This window comes from Streptomyces sp. NPDC007917 (assembly GCF_042959105.1).
Taxonomy (GTDB): domain Bacteria; phylum Actinomycetota; class Actinomycetes; order Streptomycetales; family Streptomycetaceae; genus Streptomyces.
The window spans coordinates 98043-116878 of the sequence record NZ_JBIBKK010000002.1 but is presented as its reverse complement, the minus strand read 5'-3'; the positions used below and the strand labels follow the sequence as shown (position 1 = coordinate 116878).

Below are 18836 nucleotides of genomic sequence, written 5' to 3'. Positions count from 1 at the left end.
TCACATGTGTACGACGGGTGCCGCGCCGGCGTCCTGGGCGGGTGCGCCGCGCCGGTAGAGGAGGGCGCTGATGACCAGGCCGGCGACGAAGAAGACGGCCGACCACCAGTAGGCCGTGGAGTAGCCCTCCAGGCCGGCCTGGGCGAGGACGGCGGGGTCCTTGGGGTTCCTGCCGTCCAGGTAGGTGGTGACGGCGCTGGTGGAGAGGGTGTTGAGCAGGGCGGTGCCGAGGGAGCCGCCCACTTGCGAAGGCGACGCGATCGTCGAGATCGACGGCGCGGAACACCGCCTGACCCGCTTCGACACCACCTACGTGGCCGCCGGCACCCCGCACCGCTTCCGCAACGCCTCGGACACCGAGCCGATGCGGATCCTGTGGATCTACGCCTCCGTGGACGCCACCCGTACCCTCGTGGAAACCGGGATCACCACCCGCGTCGACGCGTAGCACGCGGGGCCCGCCGGAACCACGCACTGAGGACGGAGAAGCGCATGATCACGGAGATCGCCCAGATCGAGGTCAAGCCCGGCAGCGAGGAGGAGTTCGAGAAGGCCGTGGCCGAGGCGGTCCCGCTCTTCCTCGCCGCGGACGGCTGCGAGGGAATCGACCTCACCCGCAGCGTCGAGGAGCCGTTCCGCTACCGGCTCATGGTGCGGTGGGAAACCGTCGAACACCACACCGTGACCTTCCGCCAGTCCGACGCCTTCACCCGGTGGCGGGCCCTCGCCGGCCCGTACTTCACCGCTGCGCCGCAGGTCGAGCACGTATACTCCGTGCTTGCCTCATGACCGGCGGCCGGGGCCCAACCGGTCCCGGCCAGCTCCGGCCACTCCTGCGCAGGCATGACCCATGAACCCGCCCACGGCGCGGAAACCGAACTCCGGCGGTGGCGGCGCGGAGCACGCGGTCACCCCGCTGACCCGCCAGACGGCCGCCCGCATCGTGGAACACATCAACGCCGACGGGCTGCCGGAGGGCACCCGGCTGGTGGAGCGCAACCTCGCCGAACTGCTGAAGGTCTCCCGCTCGCCCGTCCGCCAGGCCCTGCGGCTGCTGGCGGACGACGGCGTGGTCACGCCGGCCGAGCGGGGCGGCTTCACCGTGGCACTGACCGGAGAGGCCCTGACCCGGGCGGCCGCGGTCCCGCCCGCCGAGGACGACATCGAGGCCACGTATCTGCGCATCGCCGCGGACGGCCTCGACGGCCATCTGCCCGACCGCGTCACCGAGAACGCCCTCGCCCGCCGCTGCGACCTCGCCCCGGGCCAACTGGCCCGCCTGCTGCGCCGCATCGCCGTCGAGGGCCGGATCGAACGGCTGCCCGGCTACGGCTGGGAGTTCCAGCCCATGCTCACCCCGATGGACCGGTACGAGGACAGCTACCGCTTCCGCCTGACCATCGAACCCGCCGCCATCCTCGAACCCGGCTTCGTCCTGGACCGCGACGCGCTGGACGTCGTCCGAGCCCAGCAGCAGCGCCTGGTCGACGGCGACATCTGGACCATCGGCAATGCCCAGCTGTACGACCTCAACAGCCGCTTCCACGAACACGTGCGGATCGCCGACCTCCTGCTGGCGGCAGAGCGCGCCCAGGCCTCGGAGTACCTCAGGGAGCACCTGACCACCGTCAGCAAGGAGAAGACGGACGTGCCCCCCGGGCATGGAGTTTGACGAGTTCGTACGAGCGCAGCCGGGCCGCCGGCGCATGGACCGGTGTGACCAGCATCAGTTCGTCCGCGCCGGTGGCGTCCGCCACTTCCGCCAGGCGCCCCACGACGGTCTCGGGTGTGCCGTGCGCCTGATGGGCCAGGAAGGCCGCCAGCGCCTGCCGCTCCTCCGCGGTGAACGGATGCGCCGACGCCTCGGCGGGGGTGGGAAACGGAATCTCGCTGTGCCCCTTGAGAAGCCCGGCCTTGACGACGTTCATCGGGCCGGCCAGCCGTATCGCCTCCTCCTCGGTCTCGGCGCACACCGTTTCCACGCACACCAGCACGCGGGGGCTCTCACACCATGGGGAGGGGGAGAAGTGCGCGCGGTAATGGGCGAGTGCGGCCAGGGTGTTGTCGGGACGGATGTGTTGGGCGAAGGCGATGGGCAGACCGAGTTCCGCGGCGAGGGTGGCACCGGCGGTGCTCGAGGACAGCAGCCACGGTTCCGGGAGCGGGCCGAGCGCGACCTCGTCGACCAGGAACCGCAGCGTCGACGCCACATCGTCGCGGTACTCGTCGTCCGTCGTCGGCCCGGCGCCGCGCCGCAGCGCCCGGGCGGTGGACTCGTCGAAGGTGCCGGGCCCGCGGCCGATGCCCAGATCGATCCGGTCGGGGTGCAGTGCGGCGAGTGTGCCGAACTGCTCCGCCAGCATGATGGGGGCGTGGTTGGGGGCGAGCACGCCTCCCGAGCCCAGGCGGATGGCCGATGTCGACGCGGCGGCGTGGGCGGTCAGGACGACGGGTGGGAACGCGCCGATGGCGGGGGAGTGGTGGTGCTCGGCGTACCAGAGCCGGTGGTAGCCGAGGGCGTCGAGACGCTGGGCGAAGGCGGTGGTGTCGCGCAGCGTGTCCACGGCCCGGGTGCCGGCCTGGACCGTGGCGACTTCCAGTGCGGAGAGCGGCAGGTCGATCATGCAGCGAGCATAAGGAGTACCGGCCGCCTCGGGCAGCTGTTCGACGGCCGACGCCCGCGCCCCGGAGGACCGGGCTGGTCCGGGCCACGTCACAGCCGGGCCGGGCGTAAACGCCTCCGCTGCCACGAATCGTGGAATGCGCAGCGAGTTGACCGCAGGACAAAGGGTGAAAGCCTCACCGCGGCGGATACGTGCCTGAGAAAACCTTGACTCCGTATCAGCCCGACGGGTTAGGGTGGCGAGGTCTCTCATGGGTTTTCTCGGGGATTCCGGAACGCGGGGCCGTCTTCTGACGGGAGAAGGTGCCGGCGGGCGCAATGTCCACTTTTCGCGCGGAGCGGGGGAATTTCTGCGTGTTGTCGAGCATGTCCTTGCCGCAAGATGGCTGCATTGCGGTTATTGGAAATTCCTGCCGATTCTCGGGGTATCTTCCCGGACCAGGTTGAAGAATTCACCTCCTGACTTCTTCGGAAATCTCGCCGCGTGCGGCTGCCGCGATTGCGGTGCCGGCGCCGGCACGAGGCGCCGGCGCCCCGCGGTGACGTCCTCACAACACTCTGAGAAGGAGTTCCGGTGAGAGCGCTGGTGTTGTCCGGCGGCATGGGGCTGCGGCTGAGGCCCTTCAGCCACTCCATGCCCAAACAGCTGATCCCGCTCGCCAACAAGCCCGTTCTGGTCCATGTGCTCGAGGGACTGCGGTCGCTGGGTGTGACCGACATCGGGCTGGTGGTCGGGGAGCGGCCGGGGAAGATCGTCGAACGGCTCGGCGACGGGGCCACGCTGGGGGTACGGCTCACCTACATCCAGCAGGACGCGCCGCGGGGGCTGGCCCACTGCGTGTCCATCGCCCGTGACTTCCTGGGCGACGAGGACTTCGTCATGTACCTGGGCGACAACCTCCTCACGGAAGGGGTCGCGGACATGGCCGAGGAGTTCCGCGCGCGCCGCCCGGCCGCCCAGCTGGTGGTGCACAAGGTGGCCGACCCGTGCGCCTTCGGGGTCGCCGAGGTCGACGCCTCGGGCCGGGTCCTGGGGCTCGTCGAGAAGCCCGAGCATCCGGTGAGCGACCTGGCGCTGGTGGGGGTCTACTTCTTCACCCCCGCCATCCACGAGGCCGTGGCCGCGATCGAGGCCGGCTCCCGGGGCGAACTGGAGATCACCGATGCCATCCAGTGGCTGGTGGCCAGCGGCGCCGACGTACAGGCCCGCGCCTACACGGGCTACTGGAAGGACGCGGGCCGGATCGAGGACGTCCTGGCCTGCAACCGCGAACTCCTCGACCGGCTCAGGCCCTCCGTGAGCGGTGCCGTCGACGCGGACAGCGAACTGATCGGCGCGGTCGTGGTGGAGGAGGGCGCCCGCATCGTCCGCTCCCGGATCACCGGGCCCGCCGTCGTGGGCGCCGGGACGCTGATCGAGGGCAGCACCATCGGCCCGCACACCTCGATCGGCGAGGGCTGTGTGCTGCGCGAGGTGCGGCTGAGCGACACGATCATCCTGGAGCGCGCGACCGTGCAGGGCGTGGGACCCCTGCGCGGCTCCGTCATCGGCCGGGAGGCCACCGTCACCGCGGCCGCCGACGGCTCCCACCGGCTGATCGTGGGGGACCACGCGCGGGTCGAGGTGGCCGCATGAGACTTACGGATCCATCAGAACGGGGGAACGGACATATGACCGACCAGCGAGCCGAGACGGGACAGACCGTCGTCGTGACCACGATGGCCTCGGACTCCCACACCTGGAACCTGGTGTTCCTGCAGTTACTCATCGAGGAACTCGGATTCTCCGTGGTCAACCTGGGCCCCTGCGTCCCCGACGATCTGCTGGTGGCCCGATGCGCCGAAACGGCCCCCGCGTTCATCGCGGTGAGCAGCGTCAACGGCCATGGCTACCAGGACGGGCTGCGGGTCATCAGGAAACTGCGGGCCGATCACCGGCTCGCGGCCACCCCGGTGGTGATCGGGGGGAAGCTCGGCGTCAAGGGCGCGGACGGCGCCCGCGCACAGGAGCTTCGTGCGGCCGGATTCGACGAGGTCTTCGAGGAGGGCGGCGACCCGGCCGCCGCCCTGCGGGCCTTCGCCGCCTCGCTGCCCGTCCCCGCCCGCCACCGCCCGGGCCGGCTCCTCGCCCCGGCCCCGAGCGCGCGATGAGCGAGCGGTAGACCGTGGTGGACTTCGGCGCATTCGTCCGGGCCGAAGCCGCGCGTGGCCGACTCGTCGTGCAACCCCGCATGGGGTTCAGCGACCCGGCCACCATGCGCGCCGGGCTCGCCGCGACCCGCGGGGCCGCCGCGCGTACCGTCGGCACCATCACCGTCGACGCCCACACCCGGGTGGGACACCTGGACGCCGTGGCCACCGCCCTGCGCGAGGGAATCGACCTCAACGGCTACCCGCTGGTCAGCCATCCGCCCGCCACCACCGCACAGGTGCTGTCCGGCATCCAGGGCGAGGACTTCCCCGTGCAGGTGCGGCACGGCTCGGCGAACCCGTTGGACATCTTCCGCGCGCTGATCCCCGTACGGCTGGGCGCCACCGAGGGCGGCCCCGTCTCCTACTGCCTGCCCTACGGCCGCACACCGCTGGCCGAGTCCGTGCGCAACTGGCAGGCCGGCTGCGAACTCTTCGCGCGGCTGAGGGACACCGGCATGGAGCCCCACCTGGAGACGTTCGGCGGCTGCATGCTCGGGCAGCTGTGCCCGCCCGGCCAGCTCGTGGCCATCAGCGTGCTCGAGGCCCTGTTCTTCGTCCAGCACGGCATCCGCAGCGTGTCCGTCAGCTACGCCCAGCAGACCGACCCGGCGCAGGACCGGGAGGCCATCGCGGCGCTGCGACGGCTGTGCCGCGAACTGCTGCCCGCCGTCGACTGGCATGTCGTCGTCTACGCCTACATGGGCCTCTACCCGGAAACACTCGACGGCGCCTACCGCCTCCTCGGACAGGCGGCGGAGCTCGCGGTCGCCGGCGGCGCACAGCGGCTGATCGTCAAGACGGCTTCCGAATCGCGGCGTATCCCCACCATCGACGAGAACGTGCGGGCGCTGGAGTACGCGGCCTGGGCGGCCGGGCGCGCCCCGTCGGCCCGCGCCCACGACGACGCCGACTCCCGTACGTACGAGGAGGCGACGGCGCTGGTCGGCGCGGTGCTCAACCTCGCCCCTGATGTGGGCCGCGCGCTGCTGCTGGCCTTCAGACGGGGGTATTTGGACATCCCCTACTGCTTACACCCGGACAACAGAGGAGACACGCGGAGCTTTATCGACCGCGACGGCCGGCTGCGCTGGGAGTCCACCGGAGCCCTGCCGCTCCGCGGCTCCCCGCGGCGCGGTGGTGGCGGGCGGTTCACTTCGGCGGATCTTCTCAGGGACCTGTCGTATATGCGCCGCAAATTCGACAATCCCATGGCCGTCGACATGGCGTGAACTCCCCGCACGGTGCGGCCCGAACCCCGGGGCCAGGAACGCGCCCGGCCGAATGCGGCGGACGTGGCCGAGGCGCGCCCCGCCAGGTTCAGCCTCCGCCGGCGTGCTCGCCGGGAGGCGCGGTGCTCTGCCGCACGACGAGCTGTGGCGTGGGGGCCTGCACGGAGCGGGGCGTGGGGCGCTCGGCCATCACACGGAGCAGTTCGGTGGCCGTGAGCGTGCCGAGCGCGAAGGTGTCGCGGGTGAGCGCGGTGAGGGTGGGGCGCGCCATGGTGGTGAGGACGGAGTCGTCGTCGTCCGGCTGTCGCTGCTGCGCGGCAGCCGTTTCCCCGACCCGGACGCCGACGTGGGCCGCCACCGCTTCCGCTGGGCGCTGCTCCCGGGCGCGGACGTGCCCGCCGCGGTGGAGGCCGCCTCCGTGTTCAACGCGCCCGACCTCGCGGCGCTCCCGCCACTGGAACCCCTGGTGGCCATGGAGCCGCTGACGGGCCATGCGGTCGTCGACTGGGTCAAACTCGCCGACGACGGCTCCGGCGACCTCGTCGTACGGATCTACGAGACGCAGGGCGGCCGGGCGCGCGCCCTGCTGCGCCCCTGCGCCGACCTCGGCGCGGACGCCGTCGTGTGGGAGACCGACCTGCTGGAACGCGAGCTCGGGGCCGGGGACGGAACCGACGACGAAACCGCGAGCGAGCTGTCCACCGCCCTGCCCCGGACATCGGCCGGCACGCGCCGTCCCGCCGATGGCGCGGCCCTGGACCTCGGCCCCTTCCAGGTGGCGACCCTGCGCATCGCCCCCTGATCAGAAGGCGCCACCCCACACCCCAGATGAGGAGAAGACGAATGAAGTCAGCGGGAAGACGGGCCGTGCTCACCGCGGGACTGGCCGTCGGATCGTTGCTGCTGTCGGCCTGTGTCACCGGCGGTGGCGGTGGCGACGACGAGACGGCGAAGGCACCGGACGGAAAGGTGTCCGGGAAGATCACCTTCCAGACCTGGAACCTGAAGAACGACAAGTTCACCTCGTACTTCAACGGCCTCATCGCCGCGTTCGAGAAGGCCCACCCGGGCACCGACATCACGTGGGTGGACCAGCCCGCCGAGGGCTACCAGGACAAGCTGTCCGCCGACGCCGCGGCCGGATCCCTCCCCGATGTGGTCGACATGGGGCCGGAGGCCGCGTACACCCTGGCCCAGGCGGGGGTCCTGCTCGACCTGGGCAAGGCCGACCCGAAGGCCAAGGGCAAGTACCTGGACAAGGCGTGGGAGGCCATGACGTTCGGCGGCCTGGACGGCGGCACGTACGGCTACCCGTGGTATCTGAACACCGGGCCGTCCTTCTTCAACAAGGCCCTGTTCAAGAAGTGCGGGCTGAACCCCGACAAGCTGCCCGCCACCTACGACGAGCTGTTCGACCAGGCGGAGACCATGGCCGAGAACTGCTCGGGCACGATGATGATCGCCAGGATGCCCGCCATCGAGACCTTCGGCGAGTACGGCGTGCCGCTCATGGACGAGCGGGGCGAGAAGTTCACCTACAACGACGCCAAGGGCGTGGAGTACGTCGAGCGGTTCCGCAAGCTGTACGCGAAGAAGGGCATGGACGAGGAGGCGCTGAACAACCTTCAGACCAAGGAGGTCGAGGAGTTCAAGGCGGGCCGCCTGGCCTATCTGCCCGGCAGCTCCTACACCCTGGACGACCTGAAGGCCACCGCGCCCGAGGTCTACAAGAACCTGGGCATCGGGCCGTGCATCAACAACAGCGCCCCCAACATGTACATCGAGTCCCTGGTCGTCAACGCGACCAGCAAGAACAAGTCCCTGGCCCTCGCCTTCGCCACGTACGTGACGAACTCCGCCAATCAGCTCGCCTTCGCCAAGAAGGCGTCGGTCTTCCCCTCGTCGGCCGGGACGCTGGACGACACGTACTTCTCCAAGGACGACGGGGACCCGGCCACCAAGGTGCGGCTGGAGTCCACCGCCCAGGTGAAGAAGGCGGTCGTGTGGTGGCCGCCGGCGTTCTCCGGGGCGGCCGACAGCCAGACGCTGCGCGAGCAGATAGCCCAGGCGCTGCTGGGCAAGAAGTCGGTGAAGAAGGCGCTGGACGACTCGGTCCGGTACTCCAACGAGCGCCTGGACGCGAACAAGTGACCCACTCCGTGCAGCGTGGGACCTCCCTCGGGCGAGGCGGTCGCCCGTCTCGCCGCGGGGCGACCGTCCTGGCCACGCACCGCTGGTTCCTGACCCCGTGGCTGTTTCTGCTGCCCGGGCTGACCGTCATCGTGCTCATGGTCATGGTGCCGTTCGCGAACACACTGGGGCTGGCCTTCACGGACTCGACCCTGCTGCGGCAGGGGGAGTACGTCGGCTGGGAGAACTTCCAGCGGATGTTCGCCGACGAGCGCTTCACCACCGCCCTGCTGAACTCCACGCTCTACACGGTGTGCGTGGTGCCCTGCATGGTGGTCCTCCCGCTCATCCTCGCCACGCTGGTGAGCGGCGCGGGACGGCTGACGGGTTTCTTCCGCACCACCATGTACCTGCCCGTCGTCATGTCGCCCGTGGTCGTCGGGCTGATCTGGACGAACATGCTCGACAAGCGGGGCCTGGTCAACGCGCTGTTCGACACCCTCCACGTGGTCGCCGAGCCCGTACCCTTCCTCAGCGACCGGTGGCTGCTGCTCTTCAGCGCGATGTTCGTCACCGTGTGGACCGGCCTGGGCTACTACATGGTCATCTATCTGGCGGCCCTGGCCACTATCGACCAGAGTCTGTACGACGCGGCGGCGATGGACGGCGCCGGAGTGGTGCGCACCTTCCTCAATGTCACGGTCCCCGGGGTGCGCTCGACGATGACACTGATCGCCGTGCTGTCGTCCGTGGCGGCGTTCCGCGTGTTCGGCGAAATCTATGTCCTCACCGGCGGCACCGGGGGAGTGGGCGGAGGCGATCTGACCATGACCATGCTGATCCAGCGTGAGGGCACCGGGCTGCAGGCGCGCACCGGGTACGCGGGCGCGATCAGTCTCTTCATGTTCGTGGTCCTCGGCGCGATGCTGCTCTTGCAGTTCGCCGTGCAGCGCAGGCAGAGGAGCTCCTGATGGCCCGGCTCTCTCCCCGCCCGAACGCCACGGCCGCCCGGCGGCGCAGGGCCCGGCCGGGCTCCGTGGCGCGCTATCTCATCCTCGTACTGATGGCCGTGCTGCTGGCCGGACCGCTGGTGTGGCAGCTCTCGCTGTCCCTCAAAGGTTCCGGTGAACCGCTGTACACCCGGCCGCCCGAAGTGATCCCCGCACACCCCACCCTCGACCACTTCGCCACGGTGCTCGACCGGGTTCCCGTGCCGCGCTATCTGCTGAACTCCCTGGCGGTGGCGGCCATGGCCGTGGTTGGCAACGTTGTCGGCGCCACCTGTGCCGGCTATGCGCTGGGCAAGCTGCGCTTCCGCGGCAGGGGCGTGGCGACCGCGGTCTGCGTCGCCGCCCTGCTGGTCCCCTCCGAGACCGTGCTCATCGCCCAGTTCCTCACGGTCAGGACCGCCGGGCTGGTGAACACGCTGTTCGGGGTCGCCCTGCCGATCCTGGTGGCGGCGCTGAACGTACTGCTCATGCGCAACGCCTTCCGCAACCTTCCCGCGGAGTTCGAAGAGGCCGCCATCGTCGATGGCGCCAACGCCTGGCAGCGGTTCATCCGGGTCTCCGTTCCCCAGGTCAAGGGCGTGATCACCGTGGTGGCGATCTTCGCCTTCGTCGGCTCGTGGAACGACTTCCTCTGGCCCCTGATCGTCCTGTCGGACGAACAGAACTACACCCTCACCGTCGGTCTCAACCGGCTGCGCGGCACCTTCTACGACGACCCGCGCCTGATCGCGGCCGGCACCATCATTGCCCTGCTCCCCATCGTGGCGTTCTTCGCCGTCTTGCAGCGCTACTTCTTCCGCGGGCTGGAAGCCGGCGGCCTGAAAGGTTGACATGCTGAGGTTTGGAGTCAACTACACGCCTTCCCAGGACTGGTTCTACTCCTGGCTGGCCCCGGACCGGGAGGTCACCCGCCGCGATATGAAGGCCCTGGCCGGCCTGGGTCTTGACCATGTGCGCATCCTGCCGCTGTGGCCCGTGGTGCAGCCGAACCGGACCCTGATCCGCCGCCGCGCCCTGCAGGACATCCGCGAGGTCGTGGAGATCGCCGGCGAGGCCGGGCTGGACGCCGGTGTCGATGTCCTCCAAGGACATCTGTCCGGCTTCGACTTCGTGCCGAGCTGGCTGGCGAACTGGCACCGGCGCAGCATGTTCAGCGACGCCGACGCCATCGCCGCCCAGGCCTTGCTGGTCGAGGCGTTCGAGGAGCATCTGCACGACCTGCCCAACTTCCTCGGGCTGACCCTGGGCAACGAGGTCAACCAGTTCACCTCGGCGGTGCACCCCAACCGGATGCCCGCCACGACCCCCCAGGTGACGTCCTGGCTCGACGCCCTGCACGGCACCGGCCCGCGCGACCCCCGCCACTTCCGGCTCAACGCCGAATACGACGCCGTCTGGTACGCCGATGACCACCCCTTCGTCCCGGCCCACTCCAGCCGCCACGGCCAGATGAGCGTGGTGCACTCGTGGATCTTCAACGGGACGGCGCAGGGCTACGGCGCCATGTCCCATGAGAGCATCCACCACGCCGCCTATCTCATCGAGCTCTCCCGCGCCTTCGCCGTGGACCCCGCCCGCCCGGTGTGGCTCCAGGAGGTCGGAGCCCCGCTCAACCACCTCACCGAGGAACAGGCGCCCGACTTCTGCGAACAGACGGTACGGGCGGCGGCCGACAGCGAGGCGCTGTGGGGCATCACCTGGTGGTGCTCACACGATGTGGAACGCAGGCTCGGGGACTTCCCCGACCTCGAGCACAGCCTCGGTCTGATCGACGCCGACGGCACGGTGAAGCCGATCGGACGGCGCTTCGCCGCGCTCGCCGAGGAGCTCCGTGACCGGCCGCGTCCCTCGCCCCGACGGGAGGCCGTCGTGGTCCCGGTCGACGATCAGGACGTCCCCGTCTCCCGTGCCGAACTCTCCCCGGGCGGCGGCGTGTTCGAGACGTGGATGGGCCGGGCCCGCGCCGGGGCACGCCCCACCCTGACCACGTCCGCAACCGCGGCCGACCCGGATGCGCTGGGCGTCCGCGGCATCGAATCCCTCGTCCACGCCGAGCCGACCGGGCGCACCTTCTACAGCTCGGTCAGCGATGCGGAGGTGCTCAACCGGGCACACACCCAGGCCGGACCACATTAGGGAAAGCGAGGAAAAGACATGGCACGACAACACAGCACCGCAAGACGGGCCCCGGCCCGCGCACGCACCGCTGCCCTGGCGGCGGCACTGGCCCTGACCCTGGGCGTGGGCACCGCCGTGGCCAGTGACACCCTCCCCTGGCCCGGGGAGAGCGCCGTCGGCGCCAACCAGCCCTACCAGCACGGATACTCCTCCACCGACCTGCTGCGCTGGAACCCCGCGGACGACACCGACGCCGCACTGCTGCGGGCCAAGGTGCCCCTGCAGACCCGCATAGCCGCCGATGCCAGAACCCAGCGCAACCCGGCGCTGCCGGCCGACACCCAGCTGCTGACCCTCGCGGGCGACTACGGCAACGCGTTCTTCGAGAGCCACCCGTACACCAACGAGTTCAGCCAGTACCTCTTCAACTACTGGCAGTACTCCGATGTGTACGCGTCCTGGCACGGCATGCCCACCGAGGGCGTGCCCGTGAACTACTACGACCCCGACCTCGACTGGAAGGAGAAGTGGTTCGAGTTCGGGTCGGTCAACCTGCCCAACCCCGGCTACACCAACGCCGCGCACGCGAACGGCGTGCGGTCGCTGGGCTGCATCTTCTTCTCCCCGAACGACCGGGGCGACCAGGCGTACTCCGAACTGCTCGTCCGGGACGCGGCCGGGAACTTCCCCGCCGCCGCCAAGCTCGTCGAGGTCGCGAAGTACTACGGCTTCGACGGCTACTTCTTCAACCAGGAGGACGCGGTCGCCCCGGCCGACATCCCCATCTTCAAGCGCTTCCTCAAGCAGCTGCGCGACGGCGGTCTGTATGTGCAGTGGTACGACTCCATCGACAACACCACGGGCAGGGTCTCGTACCAGAACGAGTTCAACTCGGTCAACGCTCCGTTCGTCCGCGACAAGGCCGTCGGTGACGTGTCCGACTCGGTCTTCCTCAACTACTGGTGGGACAAGTCCAAGCTCACCCGGTCCAAGACCTACGCGGAGAGCCTGGGTCTCAACCCCCGCAAGAGCGTGTTCGCCGGCGTCGAGGCCGGCATGTACCAGTTCGACCAGCCGTACAACCTCGACAACAACCTCGGCGCCGACGGTGCTCCCATGAACGCCATCGCCACGCTGGGCGCCGACTTCGTCTCCTCCGACTACGCCAACAAAACCGACGACAAGGCCCAGTCGGCGGTCTTCGACCGGGAACGCCGCTGGTGGACCGGCTCGTCCCAGGGGTCAACCACGCCCGAGGGCGGCTGGAAGGGCATCTCGAAGTACGTCGCCGAGCGCTCCGTCATCAAGGGCAGCACCTTCGCCACCTCGTTCAACACCGGACACGGCCTGTCGACCTGGAGCGACGGCAAGCTCTCCAACGACGCCGAGTGGGGCAACATCAACCTCCAGGACATCCCGGTGACCTGGCAGTGGTGGATCGACGCCGCGAGCTCGCCCCTCAAGGCCGACTTCGACTACGGCCCGAAGTACACGCCCGCCGGCCGCTTCTCCTACCAGAAGGTCGGCGCCTACAACGGGGGCAGCTCCCTCGTACTCAGCGGCAGACTCGACAGCGACAACACCGTGCGCCTCTACAAGACCGACCTGAGCGTCAAGGCGGACTCGACCCTTTCCCTGACCTACAACAAGCCCTCGGCGGACGACGACTCCCAGCTCCGGCTCGCTCTGGTACTGGCCTCCGACCCGGGCAAGGTGGTGCAGGTGCCGCTGTCCGGCACCGGCAGGCGCACCGACGGCTGGACCACCGTCTCCGCGGACCTGTCGGACTACGCCGGCCAGCACATCGCCTCCCTCGGCCTCGTGGTGGCAGCGGGCACACAGCCGATCGAGAACTACCAGGTCAACCTGGGTGGCTTGGCGCTGCACGACGGCGTGGACCGCACCCCGGCCAAGCCCGGGAAACTGCGCATCGACCAGCTGCTGCCCGACAGCGACGAGCTGTTCCTGTCCTGGCAGCGAAGCGACTACGACACGGTCCGCCGCTATGACGTCTACCTCGACGACACCTACCTCGGCGGCATCTACGACGACGTCTACTACGTCAAGCGCTTCACCGCCACATCAGGGACGATCAAGCTCGTCGCGGTCGGCCCCGACGGATCCCGGTCCAAGCCGGCGACGGTGTCCTTCGACCTGTCCACGGCTCCGTCCGGCGTGACGGCCAAGGCGGGAGCCGACGGCACGCTGAAGACGACATGGACCCCGAGACAGACCGGTCAGCCCCTCTCCGTGGAGGTCCGTAGCCTCGACACCTCCAAGCCCTTCACCAAGAAGGTCACGGTGCCGGGCCAGCAGACGGGCGCGACCCTGACCGGCGTCCCCGTCAACGGGGACGAATACCTCCTCACCGTGCAGACCGAGAACGGCACGGACGGCACCGCCACAGGCGTACGGGGCACCTTCGCCGACACCGAGATCAGCCCCTATCCCGCCGCGGCCGTGAAGGTCTCGGGGAACACCTTCACCTTCTCCCGCCCGTCCCTTCCCGACTGGCACACGCTGACGGTCCTGGAGGACGGGCAGCCCAAGTCGTTCGCCACGACGTACGGGTCGGGCAACAAGCCGTACATCGTCCGCGGCCGCACCACCCGCTCGGCGATGACGGTGACCATGTCGAGCACGACCAGCAAGGTCGTCGCCGTACTGGAGGACTACGCCGGAAACAAGGTCACCACGGTGCTGCGCGGCAACTAGCCGTCCGGCACGCCGGCCGGGGCCCGTGACAAGGGGCCCGGCCGGCAACCGAGAGCCGGCACGTCCCGGCCGGGCCCGTCGCGGCACGGAAGGTCACGCCGGCCGGCTCGTCGGGAGGTCGGCGATCGGCGCCGTCACGGCCGCCGGGACCGCGGCGATGAGATCCGCCGTGTCGATCTCGATGCTGCTGTCGGGCCGGCCGCTGCCGCAGTGCACCCGCCCCAGGCCGCTTATGGTCTCGTCGAACACCACCGCCGCGGCGCGGTCCGCGGACACGGGGCACACCCCGCCGGGCCGCATTCCCGCCCGCGCCAGCCGCTCGGCGTCCGCGGGGGACAGGTCGGCGCGGCGGATCCCGGCCGCGCGGGCCAGCGCGCCGTACCGCAGCCGTGCGTGGCCGGGCAGCGCCGCCAGGAGGAGCCGGTCCTCGGGGGTGACGAAGGCGAGGGTCTTGACGGTCCGCTCCAGCGGAACGCCCAGCGCGGCGCACGCCTCCAGGGAGCCGACCACGTCGGGATGCTCATGCAGCCGGAAGGGCGCGCCGAGCGCGGCGAGGACGTCCAGCGGGCCGATGGGTGAGGGGCCGTTCACCTCGCCGAGACTACCGTGTGCGCAAGGGAGGCCGAGGTGCGGGAACAACGGGGCGTTCAGGGCGCTGACGGGCGGCTCACCTGTACGTATACTCCTGACCTTCCGCCTCCTTCGCCCCGGAGTTGACAGCGTGACGAACGTGCACCACCCCTCGCCGGTCGACGGCCCGTCGCCTCTCCTCGGTTGCCCGGCTCACCCCGACGCCGTGCGCATGCACACCGAGGAGTTGCAGGCAGACCCGGCGGAGCTGTACCGGCGGTTGCGCCGGGACCACGGCGCTGTGGCGCCGATCCTGCTCGATGGCGACATCCCCGCCTGGCTGGTACTCGGCTACCGGGAGTTGCACCGCGTCACCTCCGATCCCACGCTGTTCGCCCGTGACTCGCGTCGCTGGCACGCGTGGGAGTACATCCCGGCCGACTGGCCGCTGATGCCTTTCGTCGGCTACCGGCCGACCATGCTGTTCGCCGAGGGCGCCGAGCACCAGCGGCGGGCCGAGGCGATGTTCGACGCGCTGGCGTCGGTGGACCAGTTCGATTTGCGCGCGGAGTCCGAGCGCGTGGCCGACGCGCTGATCGACGCCTTCGCGGGCAGTGGCCGCGCCGAACTGGTGGCCGACTACGCCAGCCAGGTGCCGATACGGGTGGTGACCCGTCTGTTCGGCCTGGATCCGGACACCGCGGTCGCCATCCAGCGTGACACGGTCGAGATGGTCAGCGCCAACGACGGCAGCGTGGCCGCGTACCAGCGGGTGCACAACCGCATGGTGGCGCTGATGGCGGAGGTCCGGAGCAACCCCGGTATGCCGGGCATCCCGGCGCAGATGGCGGCGCACCGGGCGGCCCTCACCGACGAGGAGATCATCAACGATCTGATCGGCACGGTGTACGCCAGCCACCAGAGCACGACCGACTGGATCGGCAACGCGCTGGGGCTGATGCTGACCGACGAGCGGTTCGCGGTCACCATGGCAGGGGGACGGCGCAGCATCGGCCAGGCGCTGAACGAGGTGCTGTGGGAGAACACCCCGGTGCCCGGTTTCATCGGCCGCTGGGCCGCCGAGGACACCGTCCTCGGCGGACAGCACATCAAGAAGGGCGACTGCCTGGTCCTGGGCCTGGCCGCGGCCAACGCGGATCCGAGCGTACGGCCGGACTTCCAGGCCGGTGCGGGGGGCAACCAGGCCCATATGTCCTTCAGCCACGGCGAGCACAGCTGCCCCGTGCCGGCCCGGGAACTGGCCGAGGTGATCTCCATGACGGCGATCGAGGTGCTGCTCGACCGGTTGCCGGACGTGGCGCTTTCCGTGCCGTCCGACGAGCTCGAGTGGCGGTCGTCCATCTGGTTCCGGGGCATCGCGGCGCTCCCGGTGGAGTTCACCCCCGCTCTGGGCTGACGCGGACTTCGGACACACCTTTTCCGAAGGTGTCCACTAAGGCCGCAGCTCCCCGCCATTGACGGTATTTCGTCCGCCGTCCAGGACCGTGCGGGTGTTCTGGCTCAAGCCCACGGATGTGGCATTCGACCAGCGGTACCCCAATGGCATCACGAGTGTGATGCAGGAGGCGCAGCGCTACTACCGCCAGGAGCCCGGCAAGACCTTCACGCTGAACAACCCGGCGGTGGAGGTGGTCAACGGCGACCACAACCGGGCCTGGTACGGGTCTGCCCGACTCCTCGTTCACCGACGGCACACCGATGTCCGCGTCGTTCTACGACTACCCGAACTGTCACTTCAACCAGTCCCAGAAGAACGGGATCCTGAGCGGCCCCTACGGCAGCTTCCTGTCCTGAGCCGCCGCCGGCCAGGAGCCGGGCACACGCCGGCCGGCGGTCAGTCGGCCGGCGTCAGCTCGCGCTCCTTCCGCTCCTTCCGCGGACCCGCCTCCTCCCGCAGGCCGAGGCGGGAGTGCAGCCGCCGCAGCCGCGGGGGCGCCCACCACGTGGCCCTGCCGCCCAGTCGCATCGCGGCGGGGAGCAGCACGCCGCGGATGAGCGTCGCGTCCATCAGGACCGCGAGCGGCAGCCCGACGCCGTACGCCTTCACCAGGGAGATGTCCGACGCCGTGAACGCGAGGAAGACGATCGAGATGGCCACCGCGGCGGCGGTCACGATCCGGCCCGTGTGCTCCAGGGCGTGGGTCACGGCCTTCGTCGGGGAGCCCGTCAGCTCGTACTCCTCCCGCATACGGGACAGCAGGAACACCTGATAGTCCATGGCCAGGCCGAAGGCGAGGCCGAAGAGGATCACCGGGATCGTCGCGGCGATGTTGCCGGTCACGGTGAAGCCGCCGAACAGCCCCGCCAGGTGGCCGTCCTGGAACACCCACACCAGCGCGCCGAACGTCGCCGTCAGGCTGAGCAGGCTGAGCACCACGGCCAGGAAGGGCAGCAGAACGCTTCCGGTGACCAGGAACAGCAGCACCAGCATCGCGAGCAGCAGCGTGCCCAGCGCGTACGGCAGCCACTCCACCAGAGCGGACGCCGCGTCCTCGTTGGTGGCCGCCATTCCGCCCACCAGGACCTCGAACGGCGCCTCGCTGTCCCTGATCTCGCCGACGATCCGCCCCGCCTCGTCCGGGCTGTCCGAGGCCGGCATCACCGAGAAGGAGACGGCGTCCCCGGCGGCGAAGCCCCGTGACTGCTCGTCCGCGGGCGTGACAAGGTCTCCTTCCGCGTAGTTTCCGGTGGAGGTGCGCACCGCGGCGACACCGGGCAGCGACGACAGCCGCTTCGCGTACCGCTCGACTGCCGGTGCCTCCGATCCGCCCTCGGGCGCGACCACCACCAGCGCGTTCTGCCCGCTGCCGACGAAGTCCTCCTTGACGGCGGTCGCGACCCGGCGCGCGGACGACGACTCCGGCATCACGCGCTCGTCGGGCATGCCGATGTTGATGCCGAGGAACGGCGCGCCGAGCAGCAGCAGGAAGAGCGTGACCGCTGTGGCGAGGGGAAGGGGACGCCGCATCACCACGGTCGCCAGACGGTGCCAGAACCCGTTCGTGGCGGTGGCACCCTCACTGGCCGGGGCCCCGGCGGCGCGCTTCCTGCGGCCGGTGACCCGGCCGCGTTCGACGCGGTCACCCAGCATGGCGAGCACCGAGGGGAGTACGAGCAGCGAGGCCGCGCCGGACAGCACCGCGGTCAGCGCGCCCGCATAGCCCATGGACCGCACGGCCAGGAGCGGGAACCACATCATGGAGCTGGAGGCCACCGCGACCGTGAGGGTCGAGAAGAGCACCGTCCGTCCCGCCGACGTCATCGTCGCCCGCAGCGCCTCCTCGGTCCGCTTCCCCCGGGCCACCTCCTGCCGGTAGCGGTTGACGAAGAGCAGGCTGTAGTCGATCGCCAGCCCCAGACCCAGCAGGGTCACCACGCTCGCGGAGAGGGATCCGACGGCCGTCACCTCCGCCAGGAGCCACATCACCCCCATGGAGAGCATCATCGCGACGACGGCGACGATCAGCGGAAGGGCGGCCGCCACCAGCCCTCCGAAGACGAAGACCAGCACCACCAGGGTGAGGGGGATGGCGATGACCTCTCCGGTCTGGGCGTCCTTCTGCCCCTGCTCGAGGAACTCGGCCTGGAACTTCGTATTGCCGCCGAATGTCACGTCGAGACCGGCTCGCTCGCCCTCGTAGGCATCGGCCAACTCGGCCACGCGCTTCTGCGCCGTGGAGTCGTCGCCGGTCACCGTGCCGGTGATCAGGGCCTCGTCGCCGTGTCTGCTCTTCATCCACAGCGGTTTGCCCGCCGTCCAGTAAGAGGTGACGTTCTCGACCCCGGGCTCCTCGCTCAGCTTCCCGGTGAGCTCGCCGGCCGCGGCGCGGACGGCCGGGTCGTCCACGCCGCTGTCGGCGGTGACGAGCACGGTGAGGTTGGGCCGGTCCTGGTGAAACGTGCTGGAGAGCATCCTGACGGCACGCCCGGACTCCGAGTCCGGGTCGTCGAACCCGCCGGCGGCCAATTTGCCGAACAGGGTCGTACTCGCGATTCCCCCGGCCACGGCGAGGACGAGACTCACCACGAGAACCGCCACTCGGCGCCGGATGACCAGCCTGGCCAGCCTGTCAAGCATTTCCTGTCCCCTTCGAAGCGCGGTATCTGAGGCACCACCTACTTCTGGACGGATCGGGGCGCCCCGGATGTGACATCGCGGGTGGGCCCGGGGGCCTTCGGTCCTCGCATTGTCAGTCGCAACTGACGCCGCTTAACGTTGACCCGGAA

Annotated in this window: 16 protein-coding genes and 1 pseudogene; 13 read left to right on the top strand and 4 right to left on the bottom strand. The window is 69.9% G+C overall.

The genetic code is table 11. The annotated features are described in order from the left end of the window. Positions 1-249 (bottom strand): annotated as a pseudogene (locus ACFZDL_RS03605) (MFS transporter); the annotation flags it as partial. Here ACFZDL_RS03605 and ACFZDL_RS03600 point away from each other — a divergent pair. From ACFZDL_RS03600 to ACFZDL_RS03590, 3 genes are all read left to right on the top strand, one after another. After that, entirely contained in the window at positions 185-448 is a 264-nt protein-coding gene (locus tag ACFZDL_RS03600) for a cupin domain-containing protein (protein WP_353591172.1), read from the top strand. The pseudogene ACFZDL_RS03605 and the gene ACFZDL_RS03600 sit on opposite strands and share 65 nt — an antisense overlap. A gap of 44 nt (positions 449-492) precedes the next feature. After that, complete coding sequence (locus tag ACFZDL_RS03595; protein WP_353591171.1) at positions 493-789, top strand: antibiotic biosynthesis monooxygenase family protein; 297 nt, start codon at positions 493-495, stop codon at positions 787-789. A 61-nt stretch (positions 790-850) separates the two neighbouring features. Continuing rightward, complete coding sequence (locus ACFZDL_RS03590) at positions 851-1672, top strand: GntR family transcriptional regulator (RefSeq protein WP_353591170.1); 822 nt, start codon at positions 851-853, stop codon at positions 1670-1672. Here ACFZDL_RS03590 and ACFZDL_RS03585 read toward each other — a convergent pair. Continuing rightward, the gene (locus tag ACFZDL_RS03585) at positions 1629-2624 is read right to left on the bottom strand and encodes an LLM class flavin-dependent oxidoreductase (protein WP_353591169.1); all 996 of its coding nucleotides are present in this window, start codon (positions 2622-2624) and stop codon (positions 1629-1631) included. The two genes, ACFZDL_RS03590 and ACFZDL_RS03585, sit on opposite strands and share 44 nt — an antisense overlap. Before the next feature lie 573 nt (positions 2625-3197). Here ACFZDL_RS03585 and ACFZDL_RS03580 point away from each other — a divergent pair. The 9 genes from ACFZDL_RS03580 (at position 3198) to ACFZDL_RS03540 (ending at position 14018) form a co-directional block, all read left to right on the top strand. Beyond that, positions 3198-4259, top strand: a complete 1062-nt coding sequence (locus ACFZDL_RS03580) for a glucose-1-phosphate thymidylyltransferase (protein WP_353591168.1) — start codon at positions 3198-3200, stop codon at positions 4257-4259. Between the two features lie 35 nt (positions 4260-4294). Next, entirely contained in the window at positions 4295-4774 is a 480-nt protein-coding gene (locus ACFZDL_RS03575; RefSeq protein ID WP_353591167.1) for a cobalamin-dependent protein, read from the top strand. A gap of 80 nt (positions 4775-4854) precedes the next feature. Beyond that, positions 4855-6045, top strand: coding sequence for a methylaspartate mutase (locus tag ACFZDL_RS03570; protein ID WP_391190279.1), 1191 nt, complete (start codon positions 4855-4857; stop codon positions 6043-6045). A gap of 103 nt (positions 6046-6148) precedes the next feature. Then, positions 6149-6847, top strand: a complete 699-nt coding sequence (locus tag ACFZDL_RS03565; protein WP_353591165.1) for a glycosyl hydrolase-related protein — start codon at positions 6149-6151, stop codon at positions 6845-6847. Positions 6848-6888: 41 nt separating this feature from the next. After that, positions 6889-8196 (top strand): extracellular solute-binding protein, encoded by a 1308-nt coding sequence (locus ACFZDL_RS03560; RefSeq protein WP_353591164.1) that lies wholly within the window; start codon positions 6889-6891, stop codon positions 8194-8196. 8 nt (positions 8197-8204) lie between these two features. Next, positions 8205-9146 carry a sugar ABC transporter permease gene (locus ACFZDL_RS03555; RefSeq protein ID WP_353591163.1) on the top strand — a complete coding sequence of 314 codons (942 nt, stop codon included), beginning with the start codon at positions 8205-8207 and terminating at the stop codon, positions 9144-9146. Then, on the top strand, positions 9146-10015 hold the full coding sequence (locus ACFZDL_RS03550; RefSeq protein ID WP_353591162.1) for a carbohydrate ABC transporter permease: 870 nt from the start codon (positions 9146-9148) through the stop codon (positions 10013-10015). Before ACFZDL_RS03555 ends, ACFZDL_RS03550 begins: the two co-directional genes overlap by 1 nt. 1 nt (position 10016) lies before the next feature. Continuing rightward, entirely contained in the window at positions 10017-11321 is a 1305-nt protein-coding gene (locus ACFZDL_RS03545) for a glycosyl hydrolase (protein ID WP_353591161.1), read from the top strand. A gap of 18 nt (positions 11322-11339) precedes the next feature. Further along, positions 11340-14018 carry an endo-beta-N-acetylglucosaminidase gene (locus ACFZDL_RS03540; RefSeq protein WP_353591160.1) on the top strand — a complete coding sequence of 893 codons (2679 nt, stop codon included), beginning with the start codon at positions 11340-11342 and terminating at the stop codon, positions 14016-14018. 93 nt (positions 14019-14111) lie between these two features. On the opposite strand, the gene ACFZDL_RS03535 is transcribed toward ACFZDL_RS03540, so the two are convergent. After that, positions 14112-14609, bottom strand: coding sequence for a YbaK/EbsC family protein (locus ACFZDL_RS03535; RefSeq protein WP_353591159.1), 498 nt, complete (start codon positions 14607-14609; stop codon positions 14112-14114). 130 nt (positions 14610-14739) lie between these two features. Here ACFZDL_RS03535 and ACFZDL_RS03530 point away from each other — a divergent pair, with 130 nt between their 5' ends. After that, complete coding sequence (locus ACFZDL_RS03530) at positions 14740-16005, top strand: cytochrome P450 (RefSeq protein ID WP_353591158.1); 1266 nt, start codon at positions 14740-14742, stop codon at positions 16003-16005. Positions 16006-16443: 438 nt separating this feature from the next. Here ACFZDL_RS03530 and ACFZDL_RS03525 read toward each other — a convergent pair whose 3' ends face one another. Then, positions 16444-18687 (bottom strand): MMPL family transporter, encoded by a 2244-nt coding sequence (locus ACFZDL_RS03525; protein ID WP_353591157.1) that lies wholly within the window; start codon positions 18685-18687, stop codon positions 16444-16446. Positions 18688-18836 lie beyond the last annotated feature (149 nt).

Excerpts from the sequence above, each read along its gene's own strand:
- ACFZDL_RS03570 (WP_391190279.1), top strand. The coding sequence starts at position 4,855 with ATGGGGTTCAGCGACCCGGCCACCATGCGCGCCGGGCTCGCCGCGACC.
- ACFZDL_RS03525 (WP_353591157.1), bottom strand. The coding sequence starts at position 18,687 with ATGCTTGACAGGCTGGCCAGGCTGGTCATCCGGCGCCGAGTGGCGGTT.
- ACFZDL_RS03590 (WP_353591170.1), top strand. The coding sequence starts at position 851 with ATGAACCCGCCCACGGCGCGGAAACCGAACTCCGGCGGTGGCGGCGCG.
- ACFZDL_RS03560 (WP_353591164.1), top strand. The coding sequence starts at position 6,889 with ATGAAGTCAGCGGGAAGACGGGCCGTGCTCACCGCGGGACTGGCCGTC.
- ACFZDL_RS03540 (WP_353591160.1), top strand. The coding sequence starts at position 11,340 with ATGGCACGACAACACAGCACCGCAAGACGGGCCCCGGCCCGCGCACGC.
- ACFZDL_RS03550 (WP_353591162.1), top strand. The coding sequence starts at position 9,146 with ATGGCCCGGCTCTCTCCCCGCCCGAACGCCACGGCCGCCCGGCGGCGC.
- ACFZDL_RS03575 (WP_353591167.1), top strand. The coding sequence starts at position 4,295 with ATGACCGACCAGCGAGCCGAGACGGGACAGACCGTCGTCGTGACCACG.
- ACFZDL_RS03585 (WP_353591169.1), bottom strand. The coding sequence starts at position 2,624 with ATGATCGACCTGCCGCTCTCCGCACTGGAAGTCGCCACGGTCCAGGCC.
- ACFZDL_RS03545 (WP_353591161.1), top strand. The coding sequence starts at position 10,017 with ATGCTGAGGTTTGGAGTCAACTACACGCCTTCCCAGGACTGGTTCTAC.
- ACFZDL_RS03595 (WP_353591171.1), top strand. The coding sequence starts at position 493 with ATGATCACGGAGATCGCCCAGATCGAGGTCAAGCCCGGCAGCGAGGAG.